The organism is Neorhizobium sp. 2083, assembly GCF_031455615.1.
Taxonomy (GTDB): domain Bacteria; phylum Pseudomonadota; class Alphaproteobacteria; order Rhizobiales; family Rhizobiaceae; genus Neorhizobium.
Window position 1 is genome coordinate 104,747 of sequence record NZ_JAVDTC010000010.1, and the last position, 17,902, is coordinate 122,648.

Annotated in this window: 18 protein-coding genes and 1 pseudogene; 7 read left to right on the forward strand and 12 right to left on the reverse strand. The window is 60.3% G+C overall.

What is annotated here, in order from left to right:
* Positions 1-120: 120 nt before the first annotated feature.
* The 4 genes from leuB to J2X76_RS28340 form a co-directional block, all read right to left on the reverse strand.
* Complete coding sequence (leuB, locus tag J2X76_RS28325) at positions 121-1,230, reverse strand: 3-isopropylmalate dehydrogenase (protein WP_310220859.1); 1,110 nt, start codon at positions 1,228-1,230, stop codon at positions 121-123.
* Between the two features lie 109 nt (positions 1,231-1,339).
* On the reverse strand, positions 1,340-1,729 hold the full coding sequence (locus J2X76_RS28330) for a RidA family protein (RefSeq protein WP_310220860.1): 390 nt from the start codon (positions 1,727-1,729) through the stop codon (positions 1,340-1,342).
* Positions 1,730-1,745: 16 nt separating this feature from the next.
* Entirely contained in the window at positions 1,746-2,351 is a 606-nt protein-coding gene (gene leuD / locus J2X76_RS28335) for a 3-isopropylmalate dehydratase small subunit (protein ID WP_113283849.1), read from the reverse strand.
* Positions 2,352-2,492: 141 nt separating this feature from the next.
* Positions 2,493-2,720: a hypothetical protein gene (locus J2X76_RS28340; RefSeq protein ID WP_113125317.1), complete on the reverse strand. Its 228-nt coding sequence runs from the start codon at positions 2,718-2,720 to the stop codon at positions 2,493-2,495.
* A 107-nt stretch (positions 2,721-2,827) separates the two neighbouring features.
* Here J2X76_RS28340 and J2X76_RS28345 point away from each other — a divergent pair, with 107 nt between their 5' ends.
* A complete protein-coding gene (locus J2X76_RS28345; RefSeq protein WP_310220861.1) occupies positions 2,828-3,730 on the forward strand; it encodes a CoA ester lyase in 903 nt (300 codons plus the stop codon).
* Positions 3,727-3,933 carry a DUF1737 domain-containing protein gene (locus J2X76_RS28350; RefSeq protein ID WP_113125315.1) on the forward strand — a complete coding sequence of 69 codons (207 nt, stop codon included), beginning with the start codon at positions 3,727-3,729 and terminating at the stop codon, positions 3,931-3,933. The genes J2X76_RS28345 and J2X76_RS28350 overlap by 4 nt, the downstream gene beginning before the upstream one ends.
* A gap of 25 nt (positions 3,934-3,958) precedes the next feature.
* Here the strand turns inward: J2X76_RS28350 and J2X76_RS28355 are convergent, their stop codons facing one another.
* The gene (locus J2X76_RS28355; protein ID WP_113125314.1) at positions 3,959-4,396 is read right to left on the reverse strand and encodes a metallopeptidase family protein; all 438 of its coding nucleotides are present in this window, start codon (positions 4,394-4,396) and stop codon (positions 3,959-3,961) included.
* A gap of 172 nt (positions 4,397-4,568) precedes the next feature.
* On the opposite strand from J2X76_RS28355, the gene J2X76_RS28360 reads away from it, so the two are divergent.
* From J2X76_RS28360 to bfr, 5 genes and pseudogenes are all read left to right on the forward strand, one after another.
* Positions 4,569-5,507, forward strand: coding sequence for a hypothetical protein (locus J2X76_RS28360; protein ID WP_310220862.1), 939 nt, complete (start codon positions 4,569-4,571; stop codon positions 5,505-5,507).
* 40 nt (positions 5,508-5,547) lie between these two features.
* Positions 5,548-6,969, forward strand: a complete 1,422-nt coding sequence (locus tag J2X76_RS28365; RefSeq protein WP_310220959.1) for a DNA polymerase Y family protein — start codon at positions 5,548-5,550, stop codon at positions 6,967-6,969.
* Complete coding sequence (locus J2X76_RS28370; protein WP_310220863.1) at positions 6,966-10,418, forward strand: error-prone DNA polymerase; 3,453 nt, start codon at positions 6,966-6,968, stop codon at positions 10,416-10,418. Before J2X76_RS28365 ends, J2X76_RS28370 begins: the two co-directional genes overlap by 4 nt.
* Positions 10,419-10,483: 65 nt before the next feature.
* Positions 10,484-10,878: pseudogene (locus J2X76_RS28375) on the forward strand ((2Fe-2S)-binding protein).
* Positions 10,844-11,329 (forward strand): bacterioferritin, encoded by a 486-nt coding sequence (gene bfr, locus J2X76_RS28380; protein ID WP_113283845.1) that lies wholly within the window; start codon positions 10,844-10,846, stop codon positions 11,327-11,329. The pseudogene J2X76_RS28375 and the gene bfr overlap by 35 nt, the downstream one beginning before the upstream one ends.
* Before the next feature lie 124 nt (positions 11,330-11,453).
* Here the strand turns inward: bfr and J2X76_RS28385 are convergent, their stop codons facing one another.
* The 7 genes from J2X76_RS28385 to J2X76_RS28415 form a co-directional block, all read right to left on the reverse strand.
* On the reverse strand, positions 11,454-11,999 hold the full coding sequence (locus tag J2X76_RS28385; protein ID WP_310220864.1) for an RNA pyrophosphohydrolase: 546 nt from the start codon (positions 11,997-11,999) through the stop codon (positions 11,454-11,456).
* A 16-nt stretch (positions 12,000-12,015) separates the two neighbouring features.
* On the reverse strand, positions 12,016-13,212 hold the full coding sequence (locus J2X76_RS28390; RefSeq protein WP_310220865.1) for a divergent polysaccharide deacetylase family protein: 1,197 nt from the start codon (positions 13,210-13,212) through the stop codon (positions 12,016-12,018).
* 88 nt (positions 13,213-13,300) lie between these two features.
* Positions 13,301-14,635: a S41 family peptidase gene (locus tag J2X76_RS28395; protein ID WP_310220866.1), complete on the reverse strand. Its 1,335-nt coding sequence runs from the start codon at positions 14,633-14,635 to the stop codon at positions 13,301-13,303.
* Entirely contained in the window at positions 14,625-16,031 is a 1,407-nt protein-coding gene (locus J2X76_RS28400) for a murein hydrolase activator EnvC (RefSeq protein ID WP_310220867.1), read from the reverse strand. The genes J2X76_RS28395 and J2X76_RS28400 overlap by 11 nt, the downstream gene beginning before the upstream one ends.
* 91 nt (positions 16,032-16,122) lie before the next feature.
* The gene (gene rlmH / locus J2X76_RS28405) at positions 16,123-16,605 is read right to left on the reverse strand and encodes a 23S rRNA (pseudouridine(1915)-N(3))-methyltransferase RlmH (protein WP_113125306.1); all 483 of its coding nucleotides are present in this window, start codon (positions 16,603-16,605) and stop codon (positions 16,123-16,125) included.
* Positions 16,606-16,713: 108 nt separating this feature from the next.
* Positions 16,714-17,145 carry a ribosome silencing factor gene (rsfS, locus tag J2X76_RS28410; protein WP_310220868.1) on the reverse strand — a complete coding sequence of 144 codons (432 nt, stop codon included), beginning with the start codon at positions 17,143-17,145 and terminating at the stop codon, positions 16,714-16,716.
* A gap of 148 nt (positions 17,146-17,293) precedes the next feature.
* Positions 17,294-17,890, reverse strand: coding sequence for a nicotinate-nucleotide adenylyltransferase (locus tag J2X76_RS28415; RefSeq protein WP_310220961.1), 597 nt, complete (start codon positions 17,888-17,890; stop codon positions 17,294-17,296).
* Positions 17,891-17,902: the final 12 nt, after the last annotated feature.

Sequence of the window (17,902 nt, forward strand, 5' to 3'; positions counted from 1 at the left end):
GCGCGGGACCGATCCCGCGCCGCTTCTTCCCATAGATTTCGCGATATGGGTAGCAGGATGCCGAACGCCAAATGCCGAGGTGCCTTTTCGCCCTGCGGCGGAAAGGCACCGATCGGTGTGTCAGGCGGAAAGGCTGACGAATTCCTTGAGGATCGCATCGCCCATTTCTGCGGTGCCGACCTTGCGGGCGCCTTCGGCCATGATGTCGCCGGTGCGGATACCCTGATCCAGCACGTTGGCGATCGCCTTTTCAAGGTTATCGGCTTCCGTGACCATGTTGAAGGAATAACGCAGGCACATGGCGAACGAGGCGATCATGGCGATCGGATTGGCAACGCCGGTGCCGGCGATATCAGGCGCCGAACCGTGCACCGGCTCGTAAAGCGCCTTGCGTTTGCCGGTCTTGGCGTCGGGCGCGCCGAGCGAGGCGGAAGGCAGCATGCCGAGCGAGCCGGTCAGCATGGCCGCGACGTCGGAGAGCATGTCGCCGAACAGGTTGTCGGTGACGATGACGTCGAACTGTTTTGGAGCCCGCACGAGCTGCATGCCGCCGGCATCGGCCAGCATGTGTTCCAGCTTGACGTCGGAATACTTTTCCTTGTGCGTCGCCGTCACGACCTGGTTCCACAGCACGCCGGACTTCATGACGTTGCGCTTTTCCATCGAGCAGACGGCATTCTTGCGGGTGCGCGCCATTTCGAAGGCGACACCGGCGATACGCTCGATTTCGTAGGTGTCATAGACCTGCGTGTCGATGGCGCGCTTCTGGCCGTTGCCGAGGTCGGTAATCGTCTTCGGCTCGCCGAAATAGACACCGCCGGTCAGTTCGCGAATGATCAGGATGTCGAGGCCTTCAACCAGCTCCGGCTTCAGCGAGGAAGCGGAAGCAAGCGCCGGATAGCAGATGGCGGGACGCAGGTTGGCGAACAGTTCCATGTCCTTGCGCAGGCGCAGCAGGCCGGCTTCCGGGCGCACCTCGTAAGGAACGTCATCCCATTTCGGACCGCCGACGGCGCCGAAAAGCACGGCGTCAGCAGCCATCGCCTTGGCCATGTCCTCTTCGGAAATGGCGGCGCCGTGAGCGTCGTAGGCGCAGCCGCCGACCAGGCCATCGTCGAGGACGAAATCGGCCTTCATGGCGCTGTTCATATGAGCGATGATCTTGCGGACTTCGCCCATGGCCTCGGGGCCGATGCCGTCGCCGGGAAGGAGGAAGAGGTTCTTTGCCATATCGTTTGGTGTCCTTGCGGGTTTCGCAGGCTCGCGTCCTCCCGCGCGGGATCTCCGCGCCTGGCAAAACCTCGTCCGAGCCTGCCAAAGGACGAGGCTGGAAAAGGCTTTAGGGACTGCCGGCACCGATGCGGGCAGTCACTTCGATCTCGATTTTCATTTCCGGCGTGGTGAGGCCGCAGACGACCATGGTCGCCGCGGGCCGGATCTCGGAGAAGGTTTCACCGAGAACCTGGACGATGGCATCGTAGTCAGCCATGTCCGTAAGATAGTAGCGCACCCGCACGACGTCCTGGAGGCCGCTGCCGGCCTCGTTCAGTGCCTTCTCGATGGTCGCGAGCGTATTGCGCGTCTGGGCGGCCGCGTCGGCGGGCATTTCCATCCTGGCATAGTCATAGCCGGTCGTGCCGGAGACATAGACCATGTCGCGATCCACCACGGCGCGCGAATAGCCGATCCGCGCTTCGAAGGGCGATCCGGAGGAAATCCGCTTGACCATCACGATGCTCCGGAAATCAGAGCCAGGGGCGATCGGCTCGGTTCTTGTTTTCGAAAGTGCTGATCGCGGCATCGCTCTTCAGCGTCGAGGCAATGTCGTCAAGGCCTTCGAGCAGGATATGGCGGCGGCCCGGATCGATATCGAAATGGATCGAGCCACCATCCGGACCGGTGATTTCCTGGGCCTCGAGGTCGATGGAGAGGATGGCGTTCGAGCCGCGTTCAGCGTCGTCCATCAGCTTTTCGAGGTCTTCGGGGCTCACCACGATCGGCAGAATGCCGTTCTTGAAACAGTTATTGTAGAAGATGTCCGCGAAGCTGGTGGAGATCACGCAGCGGATGCCAAAGTCGAGCAGCGCCCAAGGGGCATGCTCGCGGGAGGAACCGCAGCCAAAATTATCGCCTGCAACCAGAATCTTGGCGTTGCGGTAGGCCGGCTTGTTCAGAACGAAATCGGGATTTTCCGAACCGTCGTCCTTGTAACGGGCTTCCGAAAAGAGACCTTTGCCGAGACCAGTGCGCTTGATGGTCTTGAGGTAATCCTTCGGGATGATCATGTCCGTGTCGATATTGATGACCGGAAGCGGCGCGGCAACGCCGGTGAGCTTGGTGAACTTTTCCATGATCTGCCTCCACGTGGGACTTAATATGCGGAAGCTGCCATAAAGCAAATCCTCGCGGATTTGAAGGCCTGTTTGACGTGAACCGGTACGCCGAGGCGCCGGAAACCGGCGCATTTGGTCTTAATTACCGCTTCGAAAGCATCAAAGATCGATAATCGTGCCGCGGCCGTCGTTCCAGACGCGCATTTCCCGCTTGCTCGCCTTGGCCCGCACCGGAACCTGCTTCAGCCGTGCCGAAAGCGCCCGCCCGATGGACAGAACCGCAAGGATGCCGGCAAAGGCGACGGTCAGTGAAGCGGTCAGAAGCGCTGCCATGGCAAGCACGGCAATGGCCGATACGATGACGAAGAATACGCGGATGTTTTGCATGGTATATACCTTTCTCATCGAAGAATGTGGGGCCTTTCGCCCTGTCTTGCAAGGGCTTTGCGCGGTGCGGTATTGCCGCAGACCAAAAAGATTGGCACAAAGCGTCCATGACCGCCTTGACCGATATCAATTATTCCTCCGTTCATCTTCGTCGCTCGATCCTGAGCGTGCCGGCCGGCAATACGAGGGCGCTGGAAAAGGTGCAGGGGCTGGATTGCGATATGGTGATCTTCGACCTCGAAGATTCCGTTGCGCCGGAAAAGAAGGCCGAAGCCCGCGACAACCTGCGTCGGCTGTTTACTGAAAATCCGCTCCGGGGCAGGGAAACCATCATCCGCATCAACCCGCTCGAAACCGAGTTCGGCAAGGCCGATATGGATCTGGTGACCGAGGTCTCTCCCGACGCGGTGCTGATCCCCAAGGTCGAGCACATGTCTCAGGTCCAGGCGGTGGCGGATATGCTTTCCGAGGCCGGAGTTCCGGACAGTCTCGCCATCTGGGCGATGATCGAAACGCCGAAAGGCGTCCTGAACGCGTCGGCGATTGCCCCCGTGGACGAGCGGCTTCAATGTTTCGTGGTCGGCCTCAACGATCTGCGCAAGGAGACGGGCGTGGTGCCCCAGCCCGGCCGGGCCTATCTGGTGCCATGGCTGATGCAGATCGTGCTCGCCGGCCGCGCCCATGGGATCGACGTGATCGACAGCGTCTTCAACGATTTCAAGGATATGGAAGCCTTCGAGGCGGAATGCGCGCAGGGCCGCGCCATGGGCTTTTCGGGCAAGATGCTGATCCATCCGGCCCAGATCGAACCCGCCAACCGGTATTTCGGGCCGGACCCCCTGGCCGTGGAAGAGGCGAAAGCGGTGATCGCCGCCTTTGCGGAACCGCAGGCGCAACATCTCAACGTCATCAACCTGAACGGCAAAATGGTCGAACGGCTGCATCTGGTGGAGGCCGAAAAGCTTGCCGCCAAGGCCCGGATCATTGCGGAACGAAAGAAAACGCCATGAAACTGTATCGCTTCCTCACCGGTCCCGACGATGCCTCCTTCTGCCACAAGGTGACGGCGGCGCTGAACAAGGGCTGGGAACTGTCCGGCTCGCCGACCTATGCCTTCAACGCCACGACCGGCGAGATGCAATGCGGTCAGGCGGTGACGAAAACCGTGCACGGCAAGGATTACGATCCCGAGATGAAGCTCGGCGAGCAATAACGGCAGTCGGTGGATCGGCTCGGGATCAGCGCTGGGCCGCTTCCTCGGCGCTCGCCTCAATGCGTTCCATGTCGTCGTCGCTGAGGCCGAAATGGTGGCCGATCTCGTGGATCAGCACATGGGTGATGATATCGCCCAGGGTTTCCTCGTTTTCCGCCCAGTAATCGAGGATCGGCCGGCGATAAAGCCGGATGCGGTTCGGCAGTTCGCCCGTTTCCATGTTGAAACGCTCGGAAATGCCGCGGCCCTCGAAAAGCCCGAGCAGGTCGAAAGGCGTCTCGAGCGCCATGTCCTCGAAAACGTCGTCGTCCGGGAAATCCTCGATCTCGATCGTCAGATTGGTGGTGAGAGCCCGGAATTCCTCCGGCAAATGACCATAGGCTTCGATCGCCAGCGACTCGAACGTGCTGATCGTCGGCGCGTGGCGATCCTGCCAATCGTCGGTCTGGTCAATGCGGGCCATAGGCTCTCCTTCTGATCAGGCCCATATAGTACCTCCCACGATATTTTTCGAGTGAAGAATCATCGGCCTAGGATCCGAGGAAAAGATTCCCAGGATTTGGCTGTTGACTCTTTCGGGCACCTCTGGAATCCATAAGAACATAAAGAGAACATGTATGAATGGAGCTGACGCCATGGCTGAGCACGCCACGGCGCAGGAGACGCTTTTTGCCCTGCGCGAACAGATCGCCAGACTGGAAGGAAAGTGCCTGCCGGCGCTTGCCGCGGCGCAACAGGCTGACTCGGCCGTCGATCCGGAAGGGCAGAAAGTTAAGGGTAATCAACCGCGTCTGCCATTCGGCATAATGCAGATGGACACCGCGTTGGAAGGTGGCCTGCCGCTCGACGGCATCACGGAAATCCGCTCGCTGCTGATGGGGGATGCCGGGGCAGCCAGCGGTTTTGCTCTCTCGCTTGCCTCTCACCTCAAAGCGAGGCACCCGAGCGAAGCGCCGGTTCTGTGGATTGGCGACGTCGTCTCCGGGCAGGAAGCCGGTATTCTCTATTCCGTCGGCCTCAGGCAGTTCGGGTTGAGCTCGCGGGATATTCTCTACGCCTCGCCGCGCAAGCTGGACGATGCCTTGTGGCTTGCAGAGACCGCGGTGGCCAGCGGGGCTCTTGTCGCCACCATTCTCGAAATCCGGGGAAACCCTAAGCATTTCGGGCTCACCGAAAGCCGCAGGCTGGGTCTCAGGGCAAAGGCGGCGGGGCGGCCGCTTTTCCTGCTGCGGCATGCGGGAGAGGAGGAGGCGAGCAGCGCCTCGTTCCGCTTCCTTGTCGAACCGGCGCTGGCGGCTCACCGGCACCTTCCGGATGGATCCGTGTTTGGCGGCAGTATCGGTCATCCTGTTTTCAGACTCACCCTGGAGAAGAGCCGTAACCCGGCTCCGCTGTCCTTACTTCTGGAGTGGAACCCCCATGACCGTCAATTTTCCCTTACCCGAGACGCAGGAGAGGCTTTCTCTTTCCGCAAGCGGCCAGCGCATCCTGGCACTCGTCTTCCCGCATCTGCCGACCGACAGGATCGCACGCCGGCTCTGGGGGATGTCGTGGCGCTTGAAAGAGCGTCCTGAGCACCCGCCGATCCTCTGTGCGGGGCGGCGCGAAAACGCGATGCGGCTCACGGCGCTGGACGAGATTTCCGAGCGGCTCGGCCTTAAACGCGGACAGGGTCTGGCGGAAGCGCGCGCGATGTTCCCGAAGATCGACGTGGTGGATGAGGACGAGGCGGCCGACCGTGCTTTGCTCGAAGCGATTGCGGACTGGTGCGACCGTTATACCCCGCTGGTGGCGCTGGACGGACGCGATGGTCTCTTTTTGGATATTACCGGCTGCGCACATCTCTTCGGCGGCGAACACGTCTTGCTCAAGGAGGTGCTCGGCCGGCTTCTCCATATGGGATTCGATGTCAGGGGAGCGATTTCTTCCTCACCCGGCCTTTCCTGGGCCGCCTGTCGCTTCGGCCGGGGCGGGGTGATTGCCGAGGGGCCGGTGGAAGAGGTTCTGGCGCGGCTGCCGGTCAATGCCCTGAGGATCGACCACGCAACGATCGCCTCGCTCCACAAGTTCGGGCTGAAGCGGATCGGCGACCTGCTGCCGCTGCCGCGCGCCCCGCTCGCCCGTCGTTTCGGAAAACAGCTTCTGCTTCGCCTGGATCAGGCCCTGGGTGTGAACGAGGAGGCCATTTCGCCTCGCCGACCGGTGGCGGCACTTTCCGCCGAGCGAAAACTTGCCGAGCCGATCCAGGCGGAAGACCATATCCTTCAATTGACCGGCCAGATCGCCAGTTCCCTGAAACCGGGGCTGGAGGCGCGCGGCGTGGGCGGCCGGGTTTTCGAACTCGTGCTGTTCCGGGTCGACGGCCGGGTTTTCCGCATCGCCGCCGGCGCATCACGACCGCTTCGCGATCCGTGCCGTATCTCCGCACTGTTTGCCGAGCGTCTGACCGCGATTTATGACGATATTGATGCCGGATACGGTTTCGAACTCTTGCGCCTCAACGTGTTGCAGCACGATCCGTTCAGGACGGATCAGGGCGATTTCACCGGCGAGGACGATGGCAAAATTTCACTGGCGGATTTTATCGATCGGGTCTCGGCGCGGTTAGGGACGGACTGTTTGCAAGTGGCTGAACTCCGCCAGAGCCATATGCCGGAACGCGCCCAGATTTTCGTTCCGGCCATTGCCGTGCAAGTCGCTCCGGAAAAGACCGAGGAGGTTTTTGTCTTTGCACCGAAAGCCGATCGCCCCCTGCGGCTGTTCCGGCATCCCGAACTCATGGAAGCCTTTGCGGCGGAAGTGCCGGACGGACCTCCCCAGCGCTTCCGCTGGCGCCGTACCGTCCACCAGGTAATCCGCGCAGAAGGCCCGGAACGTATTTCGCCGGAATGGTGGGCCGACAAGGAAAGCGCCGAGGAGCGTGACTATTTCCGGCTCGAAAGCGAGATGGGCCGCCGCTTCTGGATTTTCAGAAAGGGTCGCTACAACCCTAAGAATGAGCCGCCGACCTGGCACGTCCATGGAATCTTCGCATGACGGATGTTGCTGCTTTTTTCGAGATCGGCGCCAAAAGCAATTTTTCCTTCTTGGAAGGCGCAGCCCGACCGGAGGAGATGGTGCTGACCGCCAGTATTCTTGGGCTTTCCGGTCTTGGGATCGCGGATCGCAATTCGGTTGCAGGCGTGGTGCGGGCGCATAATCAAGTCCGTGAGATGAAGGAGACTTATAAACGGCAGCAGGAGCAGGGCAAAAAGGAGGATGAAGAAGACGCTGTCTGGCCCTGTGCTTTCCATCCCGGAGCCCGACTTGTCTTCTCGGACGATACGCCGGATGTCCTGGCCTATCCGAAGAACCGTCAAGGCTGGGCTAATCTCTGTCGGCTCCTGAGCCGGGGAAATCTGAGGACCGAAAAAGGCTCCTGCATTCTTGAGGAATGGGACTTCCTGGAATGGTGCGACGAGATGAGGCTTGCGGTCGTGCCGGATTTTTCCCGCGCTGAAGATGGCGCCTATCTGGCAGACCTGAGCGAAAAACTGAAGGCTTATCGAAGCAAGTTCAAAAAGGACGTCTATCTTGCCTTGTCTCCTACCTATGATGGGCGGGACAGGCTTGTTTTTGCGGCATTTGCCCAGATCGCCTCTCGAAACGGCTTGCCATTGATTGCAACCAACCAGCCGCTCTTCCATCTTCCCGAACGACGATCGCTATCGGATGTCGTAACGGCCATTCGAGAACATGTTACAATTCAGGAGGCCGGTTTTCGCCTGGCTCCGAATGGAGAACGCTACATCAAGCAGGCGGCCGAGATGGCTCGGCTTTTTCATGCATACCCGGATGCAATCGCGAACACCCGGAAATTCGCGGGCCAGCTCAAATTCTCTCTTGAAGAGCTGGAGCATAATTATCCGGATGAAACTGTGCCAGGCGAAACCTTGTCGGAAACCCTGGAACGACTGACATGGGAGGGGGCAAGACGCAGATATCCGAAGAAGATTCCTGAGACCGTTTTAGATCAAATCGGGTATGAGCTGGGTCTCATCAAGGAAATGCAATACGAACCCTATTTTTTGACGGTTCGTCACATCGTTTGGCATGCTCGGGATGTATTGAAGATCCTGTGCCAGGGGCGCGGGTCGGCGGCCAATTCAACGGTCTGTTATTGCCTGGGAATCACCGAGGTTGATCCAACCACGACAAAATTACTTTTCGCGCGGTTCATTTCAACACAGCGTAATGAACCGCCGGATATCGATGTCGATTTTGAACATGCTCGTCGCGAAGAGGTCATCCAATATATCTATGAGCATTACGGCTATCGCCATGCCGGCTTGACAGCAGCAGTCACGAGTTATCGGACCCGGATGGCGGGGCGTGAAGTCGCCAAGGCTTTTGGCCTGTCGGAGGATGTACAGGCCGCGCTTTCCAGCCTTGTCTGGGGTTGGTCGGAAGACGCTCTCTCGGAGCGGGATGCGAAAGCGGCTGGGCTTGATGTGGAAGATACCACAACATTAAAAGTCATGTCACATGCCCAGGAGCTCATGGGGTTTCCGCGTCATCTCACCCAGCATGTCGGTGGTTTTCTGATCACGCGCGACCGTCTCGATGAAGTCGTCCCGATCATGAAGACGGCCATGCCCGGCCGTTACATGATTGAATGGGACAAGGATGATCTCGATACGCTGAAGCTCCTGAAGATCGACGTTTTGGCCCTGGGGATGCTGACCTGCCTGAAGAGAGCGTTCGAGCTCATGGAAGTGCACTACCAGTATAAGGCGACCCTGGACGGGCTTCAAAAGGACGAGCGGGACGATGTCTACGACATGATTTGCCGGGCTGATACGATCGGGGTGTTCCAGATCGAGAGCCGTGCTCAAATGAGCATGCTGCCACGGCTTCGGCCAAGGGAATTTTATGATCTTGTTGTCGAAGTCGCGATCGTTCGTCCAGGCCCTATTCAAGGAAACATGGTCCATCCCTATTTGAAGCGGCGGGAAGCTGTCAGAAAAAATCAGCCTATCGATTATCCCAGTCCCGAGCTTGAAGACGTATTGGAGAGGACGCTTGGCGTCCCGCTTTTCCAGGAGCAGGCAATGCAGATTGCCATTACTGCGGCCGGTTTTTCTCCTGAAAAGGCCGACAAGCTTCGCCGGTCGATGGCAACTTTCAAACGGTCGGGACGTGTCGAAGAATTTAGGCGCGACTTTGTAGGGGGTATGCTTAAGAAAGGAATTTACACCAAGGAATTTGCGGAAAGCTGTTTCAGCCAGATCGAAGGATTTGCCGAATATGGGTTCCCGGAGAGCCACGCGGCTTCGTTTGCCCTGCTCGTCTACGTTTCGTCCTGGATCAAAGCCTATTACCCGGACGTCTTCTGCGCGGCGATGCTGAATTCGCAACCGATGGGGTTTTATGCGCCGGCACAGCTTATTCGCGATGCGCGTGAGCATGGGGTGAAAATTCTTCCCGTTGATGTCAACAGGTCGCAATGGGACTGCACTCTTGAGGAGGCTCCGTTCGATAGAACCGCAATCGACAGGCGTCACGAGTCCATGCGTGATGTCATCAAGACGAAATATGCCGTGCGCCTGGGTTTCCGCCAGGTCAAAGGCCTTTCCGAAGATGACGTGCTTAACAGGCTCATCGCCAATCGCGGGGAAGGATATACGTCCATCCATGATCTCTGGCTTCGGTCGGGGCTCGGCAAATCGGATATCGAGCGTCTTGCGGATGCGGATGCTTTTACCGATTCCTTCAAAGGCATGAGGCTACCGCGCCGTGACGCGCTTTGGGCGGTTCGGGGACTGGATGCAAGGAATTCGGCGGAGAACCGATCCTTGTTCGAGCTCGCCGATGGTGCGGATCTCCGGCCGGAGCCGAAAGCAAAGCTTCCCGGAATGCTGCCGGGCGAAGAGGTGATCGAGGACTACCGATATCTGTCGCTTTCGTTGAAAGGACATCCCGTCTCCTTCCTTCGCGAAGAATTCAAGCAGATGGGGATCAAGCGCAGTGTCGATCTGCTGACGGTTCCGAACGGGCAGAGGGTGACGATCGGTGGGCTCGTTCTCGTGCGGCAGCGTCCAGGTTCTGCCAAGGGGGTCATCTTCATGACCTTGGAGGACGAAACCGGTGTCGCGAATGCAATCGTCTGGAAAAAGACATTCGACAAATATCGCCCGGTCGTCATGGGCGCCCGCCTCGTGAAGATCCATGGCAGGCTGCAAAGCCAGAGCGGCGTCATCCATACGGTGGTCGAGCATATCGAGGATATCACCCCGATGCTGGGGCTGCTGCAGAAGGAAGCAAGGCGGTTCGGCGTGTCGGCCAGCTCCGATGAAGTGTTGCAGTCCAGCGGCGACCATCGGCAGAAAAGACGCTCGAATGGAATGGAGGGGGCAGGCAGGGAGAGCGCGAAGGAAACCGCAGCCCACGATTCCTACGGAACCGGACCAGGGAGTGTCATGCCGAAAGGCCGTAATTTCCACTGAATGCTGCTGTAATAACACGAAGGGAGAAGAAAGGATTGCAACAGCCTCCATAAGAAGGGGCGCATATATGTCGATTCTTTCTTGACATCTCCTGTCCGCTTTCGCAAAAAGAGGATGTTACAGGTCATGTTTGGCAGGTCGACCGAGAATGCTGGTTTGCAGTTGCAATTACATCACCGACAGGGAAATCAGGGACGTCATCACGCAGCTCCTTGACGAAGACTGTTGGCAGCTCATCGTTCCGTCAAAGGTTTATCATGCCATGTCGAAACGCGGCCGTTGCTGCGGCTGCTTTCCCAACGTTGTCGACCTGATCATCCGCACGACCGAGGAATATCACGCCCAGCACCACTCGACGGAAGACGAGGTGGTCGTATATATGTCCCGCTTGAGACAATTCCATGAGGAAAACAGGAGAGCGGACATTGAAAGGCGACTCAAAGGTCATCGAGCGGCTTAACGAGGCATTGTTTCTCGAGCTAGGGGCCGTCAACCAGTACTGGCTGCATTATCGCCTGCTGGATGACTGGGGCTTCAAGAAGCTTGCGAAAAAGGAACGGGCGGAGTCGATCGAGGAAATGCAGCATGCCGATCGTCTCATCGATCGCATCATCTTCCTCGAAGGCCATCCCAACCTGCAGACGGTTGCCCCCTTGCGCATCGGCCAGAATGTCAAGGAAGTCCTGGAGGCCGACCTTGCCGGCGAATATGACGCCCGCACGGCCTACAAGGCCTCCCGCGATATCTGTCATGCGGCCGGCGACTACGTCTCGATGAAGCTCTTCGAAGAGCTTCTCATGGACGAGGAAGGCCATATCGACTTCCTCGAAACCCAACTCGATCTGCTGGCGAAAATCGGCGAGGAGCGTTACGGCCTCCTCAACGCGGAATCTGCCGATTCCGCCGAGTGACGTCGGTAACTGATAAGCGAAAGCCCCGGCGGAGCATCCACTCCGCCGGGGCTTTTCATTTCAGCTCATAAACATTGATGGCCAAGGTGAGCGAATTTGGTGCTGGGCGACGGCATGCGGCCGCTCAGAGCCGTTCGGCCGCCGTCTCGGCCAGGTGCCTGAACTCCGCCACGACCCGGTCGTAGACAGCACGCTTGAAGGGCACGATCAGGCTGGGAAGGTCGGCCATTGGCTTCCATTCCCAGGCATCGAATTCCGGGGCGTGTCCGCCGGGCGGCGGATTGATGGCGATCTCGCTTTCGTCCCCGTCAAAGCGGAAGGCGAACCAGCGCTGCGTCTGGCCCCGATATTTTCCCTTCAGCCCGATGCCGATCAGGTGCGCGGGCAGGTCGTAGTTGATCCAATCCGGCGCCTCGGCAAGCAAGGTGACGGAGCGCATCCCGGTTTCCTCGTAGAGTTCGCGATAGGCCGCCGGAAGCGGTTCCTCGCCTTTGTCGATGCCGCCCTGCGGCATCTGCCAGAGCTGCGGCGACCCGTCATATTCGCTGTTGCCCTCGGTGATGCGCCGGCCGGCCCAGACGAGGCCCTGCCGGTTCAAGACCATCACGCCGACGCAGGGGCGATAAGGAAGTTCCTCCGCGACGACCGAACGTTCGCCTTTTTTGCTCATGGATAACTCCGATTGATTAAGGTCCGACGCTTTCGCTCGCGAGCGAGGAGACGCCGACTATCTCGATACCGCGTTGCGAGACTTCCTCGCTCCATTGCCTTATCGCATCGATGCTCTCGTCGAAAGCCGAGGCAATGCCGATCGCCGTGCCCTTGCGCCCGGCAACGCGCTCCAGTTCGTCGAGCTTCCTGAGGATTGCATCCTTCTGCAGCTGTCCGTCAAGCGTCAGATCGCCGAAGGCATGCGGTGCCTCGATCGCCTTGGCGACGACCGCGGTCTTGGACTGCGCGGATGTTCCGTCGTCGAGGAAGAGCAGCCCGCGTTTGGAAATGTCGCGCAGAACCGGTTCCAGCGCCGCGGCATCGGAAAGGTAGCGGCCACCGAGATAGTTCATGACGCCGGTATAGTTGGTGATCTCGCCCATGGCCTGATGGAGGCGGCCGAGATTGTCCTTGGCCGACATTCTGGTCAGCAAGGTGCCGGGCCCGGGATCGTTGGCCGGGTAATCGAAGGGTTCGAACGGTACCTGGATCAGGATTTCGTGGCCGGCGCGGCGGGCTTCCTGCATCCAGCGTTGCAGGCTGTTGCCGCTGACGGCGAAAGCCAGCGTCACCGACGGCGGCAGGTCGCGGATCGCGCGCTGGGTGCCTGTCTGGCTGAGGCCGAGACCGCCGACGACGATCGCGATGCGGGTTCCGCGGGCGCCGGACCAGGGCCGCGCATATTGGTCCATGGGGCGCTGCCCGCCAGGCCCCACGATCGGGAGCCTGCCATGCGGCGAATCCTCCAGCAGCGCGTCATTGGGCTGGGCGGCCACACGCGGGTCCTGGCCGATCCGCTGGGTGCCGATCATCACGGGGCCGCTGCCGTCGCGCGAGCGCGGCGTGTACTTGGTCACGACCGATCCATCGTCGGTCAGCGTGCGCTCGACATTGGCGCCGGAATTCGGATCGGAACGGGGCATGCCCGCCTGCTGCTGTGCGGGATTCTGGCCGGGTTTTGAAGGAGGCTGGACTTGTTCGGGTTTGGAGGCGGGCGGAACGTTGGTAGCAACCTGCCTCAAGGCTTCATCGCCACGCATTGCGTACAGCGACAGACCGAGGATGCCGACAACCGCCAGAGAGGCAAAAACGATTGCGAGGGAAAACCTTCGGTTTCGTCGCCGAGCGGCCGGCCGGTTCTGTCCGAGCGGTGCGTGGAGATCGGTGCCCAAGGTCCAGTCCGTGCGTTGTCTGCAGATATGAAGAACCGGCCAGCGCGGCGTCTTCTCGACGCGTCACGCTGGCCGGCCCGATGATAGCTTACTTCTTGATCGTGGCGGCGGCGGCCTTATCCGGGCTCGGCGGGAAGGAAGAATCCTTCTTCACGCCGCGGAAGAGATCGAGTGCGTAATTGAGCTGGATGTCGTCCTTGGCTTCCGGCGGCACGTAGGCTGCAGAACCGGAACCTTCGTCGGTCTCGGCAGCACCCTGGATGTGGCCACGCAGGCTCGATTCGCCCTCAGCCCTGACCTTGCCCTGCAGTTCCGGCGGCAGCGGCTGATCGACCTTGATGTCCGGCTGGATGCCGGTACCCTGGATCGACTTGCCCGACGGCGTGTAATAGAGCGCGGTGGTGAGACGCAGCGCGCCGGCATCGCCGAGCGGGATGATCGTCTGAACCGAACCCTTGCCGAAGGACCGAGTGCCGAGAACCGTGGCGCGGCGCAGATCCTGCAGCGCGCCGGCGACGATTTCCGAAGCCGAAGCCGAGCCGCCGTTGACGAGCACGATGACCGGCTTGCCGTCGGTCAGGTCGCCCGGGCCGGCGTTGAAGCGGCGAGTCTCTTCGGCATTGCGGCCGCGGGTGGACACCACTTCGCCGCGTTCCAGGAAGGCGTCGGACACGTTGATCGCCTGGTCGAGCAGACCGCCCGGGTTGAGGCGCAGATCGAGCACGTAGCCCTTCAGCTTGTCGGCCGGGACATCCGCCTTGATCTTCTTGATCGCCTTTTCGAGGTCGTCATAGGTCTTTTCGGTGAAGGAGATGACACGGACATAACCGACATCGCCGCCCTCGACGCGGGACTTCACGGCGCGAACAGCGATGATGTCGCGGACCACGGTGATATCGAGCGGCTTATCGGCGCCCTGGCGAATGATCGTCAGCTTGATCGGGGTGTTGACGCCACCGCGCATCTTCTCGACGGCTTCTTCGAGCTTCAGACCGCGCACCGGGGCGCCGTCGATCTCGGAAATGAAGTCGCCTGCCAGAATGCCGGCCTTGGAGGCGGGCGTATCGTCGATCGGCGCGATGACCTTGACGAGCTCGTTCTCCATCGTCACCTCGATGCCGAGGCCGCCGAACTCGCCACGCGTCTGCGTGCGCATGTCTTCGGCATCCTTGGCATTCATGAAGCTCGAATGGGGGTCGAGCGAGGTCAGCATGCCGTTGATGGCGTTCTCGACCAGCTTTTCTTCATCCGGCGGCGTCACATACTGGGCGCGGACCCGTTCGAACACGTCGCCGAAGATCGACAACTCCCTGTAGGTCGAAGGGCCGGCGGCCTGCGCCGGCACACCCGCCGAATAAATCACGCTCATCGCGGTCGCACCCAAGAGTGCACCGACGATGACAAGAGAAGCCCTACGAATCATTTCGTGCCCTTCCAGTTTCTTTCGAGGTCCACCACGGCTTGGAATCGACCGGCGTACCATCTTTTCGGAATTCAATGTAAAGCGTTGGACGATCTGTTTCCAGCGCCAATGCGGTTGCGCTTGCCACTCTTTTCTCACCCATCACGGCAATGGGTTCGCCTGCGAAGACGAACTTGCCTTGCCGCGCATTCACCTCATCCATGCCGGTCAGAACCAGATGGTATCCGTCTCCGGCATTGAGGATGATCATCTGTCCGTAACTCCGGAAGGATCCGGCGAAAACCACCAGGCCGTCCGCCGGCGCCGTCACCACGGCACCCGCATTCGAAGCCACAGTTATGCCTCTCGCCGAATGCCCCGTCCCATCGGCATCGCCGAACCAACGCAATACGTCACCGGCAACCGGAAGCTCCAGTTTCTGCCTCAGACTCGAAAACGCGTATGCGGGGGCAATGCGGTTTTTGTCGGGCACGCCGCTTTGGGCGAGCTGCTTTGCCTTCTCGCGCTCGGCGTCGGACATCATGCGCTGGCGCTCTTCTTCTGCCCGCGCCCGGTCGATCGCTTCGCGCACGGAGGCGATTTCGCCTTCGAACGACTGGATGAGGTTCTCAAGCGTGGTCGCGCGGCCGGCAAGCTCCTCGGAGCGGCGGCGTTCGGCGTCAAGATCGGCCGCATTGCGCTTGTTCAATTTTTCGTTTTCGGCAAGCAGCAGGTCCATGCGCCGGTCTTCCTCGATGCTTGCGGCGATGGTGCTGGAGACGTTCGTCTTCTCGGTCATCGCAGACGCCTGCAACGAGGCGAGCGACTGAAGGTCGGCGACGAGCTTGTCCGCCTCGTGGCGCATGCCCGGAACGACGGCGCCGAGCAGGATCGCGCTTCGAACCGAGGCGAGCGCATCGTCGGGCGTCACCAGCAGCGCCGGCGGCGGATTGCGGCCCATGCGCTGCAGGGCCGCGAGCACTTCCGCCAGCACCGCCCGGCGGCCGCGCAGCGAGCTGCGGATACCGTCTTCCTTGAGCTTCAGCTCGGTGATCTTCTTCTCGCTATCGGAAATCCTGGTTTCCAGGCTTTTGCGGCGCGTCGCGGAATCGATCAGCGCCTGGCGGACATCCGCATTGTTCTTTCTGATATCGGCGATGTTCTTTTCGATCGCAGCGGCCCTGTCGCTGGAAATCTTCATGTTCTTGGTCAGAACTTCGAGTTCGCCACGGGTTTCGTTGCGCCGGCGCTGCAGGTCGGCCGTCGGATCGACCGGCGTTGTTTGGGGCGCCGCCGGTGGGGCAGCGTTCTGGGCATGCGCGTTGTCGGATATAGGGAAGGGCGGGATCAGCGCGAAACCGAGGCCCGCCGCCAGAAGCAGCGCCCGCCGGTACGATGTGATCCTGATTGTCCGCATTCCCGCTCCGCAATTCGCCGGATCGAGAAAGCCTAAGCTGATTTGCCCGACGAGGCCACAAACAACATCGTGTCTGAAGGTAAACGATCGTTTAAGCTCTGTGATAGGGGTGACCCGAGAGAATGGTAACGGCGCGGTAGAGCTGTTCGGCGATCAGGATGCGCACAAGCTGATGCGGCCAGGTCATCGAGCCGAGGTTGAGCACCGCGTCGGCCCGGTCGCGGAGCTCCGGATCCAGCCCGTCGGCACCGCCGATCGCCAGCATCAGGTCGCGTTTGCCGTTGTCACGATATCGGCCGATCATTGCGGCGAAAGCCTCGCTGTCGAGCGCTTTTCCCCGTTCGTCGAGAAGGATGAGAACAGCGCCCTCGGGAAGCGCCTTTTCCAGCGCGCCGGCTTCTTCGCGCTTGCGGGTATCGGCATTCGCCGCCCGGCTTTCCTGGATTTCGATCAGTTTCGACAATTCCAGACCCACCGCCGGGCCAGCCTTGGCAAAGCGGTCGAGATATCGGGACGCAAGATCCTTCTCCGGTCCGGTCTTCAGCCGTCCCACGGCGAAAAGGCTTATTCGCATGTCCTGATCCGTTGATTTTGGGGCCGAAAACCTCACCCTGCGGCGAGTTCACACCCAGCCGCGTGATTTCGACCTCAGTCCGACCGGTTCAGGGCGTGCCCGAACCCGTCAGTGCAGCAGCGTGCCTTCCTCGATATCCGGCGTCGCCCACATCTTTTCGATATTGTAGAACGCGCGGATTTCCGGCCGGAACACGTGGACGATGATGTCGCCGGTGTCAATGAGCACCCAGTCACCGGTCTCCTGCCCTTCGACGCGGGCGGTTCCCAGCCCCTCGTCCTTCAGGTCGGAAATCAGGTGATCGCTGATGGCCATGACATGCCGGTTCGATCGTCCGGAGACAACGACCATGTAGTCCCCGAGCGCTGATTTTCCAGCAATGTTGATGGTAACGATATCTTCAGCTTTGGAGTCCTCGAGGCTTGCGAGGACCAGTTCGAGAGCACGGGCGGCGGCATCGGCGCCACGTTCCAGGCTCTGCGGGAGAACGGAGGTCGTCCTTCCCTTGGCGTGTACTGTTGTCAGGGTTTGTCCTTTCATCCAGGTAACAGCAACAAGCACTAGTGCGAATCCGATTCTGACTCGGCCGCTAACATATAGGTGGCACCGAATTATTAATCTTTCAAGTAAGCGCCCGAAAAGGTGATAGAAAGATGTAGACCACGGGCGGCCGTATCATAGCCGGCGGCTAATCGGTTTTTTGCCCGTTCGCGGCACGGATCGCGGTGGAACTGAGCGCCGAGCGCGGGCCATGGATGAAGGTCCAGGCCGGCGCGCGCCGCTTCCAGAGCGTGCCGGCATCATCCTCGTCAACACGGGCGTAATCGAAGGTCCGGGCCATTTTTGACGACAGGAACGACAATGTCGCGCCCGGCCTGTCGATGACCGCGATCGGGAACGTGGAGGCGATCGTCTGCCATTTCTGCCAGTGGTGAAAGGTCTTCAGGCTGTCGGCGCCCATGACCCAGACGAAATGCACGAGCGGGTTCTTGGCCTTCACGAAGGCCAGCGTATCGGCGGTATAGGATCCGCCGAGCGTCTTTTCGAAAGCGGTGATCTTGATGCGCGGGTCGTCGATCAGCTTCTCGCTCATCGCCAGCCGGTCGTCGAGCGAAGCGAGTTCGGATCGGCTTTTCAGCGGATTGCCGGGGGTCACCATCCACCAGAGCTGGTCCAGGCCGAGGCGCCTGAGCGCGATCTCGGCGACCAGAAGATGGCCCTCATGAGGCGGATTGAACGAACCGCCGAACAGGCCGACGGCCATGCCCCGCTCGGCATGCGGCATACCTAAATATTG